Source organism: Streptomyces phytophilus (assembly GCF_013870535.1).
In the GTDB taxonomy this organism is placed as follows: domain Bacteria; phylum Actinomycetota; class Actinomycetes; order Streptomycetales; family Streptomycetaceae; genus Streptomyces; species Streptomyces phytophilus.
This window is the reverse complement of record NZ_JACBXC010001406.1, coordinates 1-1,484: the sequence shown is the minus strand read 5'-3', so window position 1 is coordinate 1,484 and position 1,484 is coordinate 1. Positions and strand designations below refer to the sequence as shown.

Below are 1,484 nucleotides of genomic sequence, written 5' to 3'. Positions count from 1 at the left end.
CGGGAGCGGGACGCGGCGGCGGGGACGTAGCCGTACGTACGGGTGGAAGGCGGGCGGAAGACGGGCGGAACACGACCGGAAACGACTGCCTACGGGCTCGACCCCTCCCTCCGCGCCACGCCGGCCCGCGCCTCTCAGCCCTTCGCCGGGGGAGCCTGCCGCGCCCCCTCAGCCCTCCGCTCGGCCCTCCGCCGGGGGAACCCGCCGCGGCTCCTCGCCCAACTGCTCCGCCAGCCACGCCGGTACCCCGTCCAGCAGCCGCACCAGCCGCGTCGCCTCCGCCCGCAGCCGGCCCGCGTCGGGCTCCGGCTCCACATCGGCAAGCGCCATCAGCGCCGGGGCCGTACCGATCAGGTAGCCCACCTCCTCGCGCAGCCGCAGCGACTCGCGGAAGCCGTGCCGCGCCTCCGCGAGGTCCCCGGCCTCGTCCGCGAGCGAGGCCAGATGGCGCCAGGTGAACGACATCAGCAGCAGGTCGTCCTGCTCCACCGCGCCCGCGTGCGCGCGGCGGAACGCCGCCAGCGCCGCCGTCGCGTTCTTCGTCAGGTGCTGGGCGACGAGACCGCGCCGGAAGTCGAGCATCGGCCGGTGCGGCGACGTCGGCGCCAGCAGCGCGGCGGCGCGGCCGAGCGCCGCGCGGGCCTCGTCGGAGCGGTCGCGCTCCTGGAACAGGGTGGAGGCGTACGCGAGATAGCCCCGCTCGCACGCCGTGACGCCGCGGTTCTCCCCGTCCGTCGACACGGCCTCCGCGTTGCGCACCGCATCCTCGGCGCGCTCCCAGCCGGCAGCCGTGAACATGCACTGCTCGACGAGCAGCGCCGCACGCCGCCACGCCGCCTCGGCGTCGGTCCCGGCGGTGTCCTCAAGGAGCGCCGCGGCGTCGTCCCAGCAGCCGCGCGAGCGCAGCCGCCAGATCGCCCGCTCCAGCGGATCCTCGGACATCACCGATTCCGACCGTGCCATGGCGGTATCCGCCACTTTTGCCTCCCCAACGCGCCGTCGAGCCAAGGAACAACGCAGCCCAATGTGAGTCGAATCTCAACACGAAGTCTGCCCTGGGCCAAGGGTCCGCGTGAACGACTTCACAAGATCTTGGCCAACCGATTGCCCGGGACGGGGCCGTGGCGGTGCTGAACGGCGCCGTGCGGGCGGCGGTGTTCAGCGCATGCGCAGTGCGAGGAAGAAGTCGAGCTTGTCCTCCAGCCGTGCCAGGTCCCGGCCGGTGAGCTGCTCGATCCGGCCCACCCGGTAGCGCAGCGTGTTGACGTGCAGGTGGAGGCGGGCCGCGCAGCGGGTCCAGGAGCCGTCGCAGTCGAGGAACGCCTCCAGGGTCTCCACCAGCCCGGCCCGGTGGCGCTGATCGTACGCGTGCAGCGGGTCCAGCAGCCGGGCGGTGAACGCGCGGCGTACGTCGTCGGGGACGAAGGGCAGCAGCAGCACGTGCGAGGCCAGTTCCTCGTGGCCCGCGGCGCAGACGCTGCCCG

2 protein-coding genes are annotated in these 1,484 nt (G+C 73.9%); both read right to left on the bottom strand.

From position 1 onward, the window contains the following. Positions 1-168: 168 nt before the first annotated feature. Positions 169-963: a hypothetical protein gene (locus tag H5J30_RS32835; RefSeq protein WP_181791331.1), complete on the bottom strand. Its 795-nt coding sequence runs from the start codon at positions 961-963 to the stop codon at positions 169-171. Positions 964-1,158: 195 nt separating this feature from the next. After that, positions 1,159-1,484, bottom strand: a 326-nt coding sequence (locus H5J30_RS32830; protein WP_181791330.1) for a PucR family transcriptional regulator, incomplete at its 5' end; no start/stop codon positions are given.

Coding starts and splice junctions, on each gene's coding strand:
- H5J30_RS32835 (WP_181791331.1), bottom strand. CDS start 963: ATGGCACGGTCGGAATCGGTGATGTCCGAGGATCCGCTGGAGCGGGCG.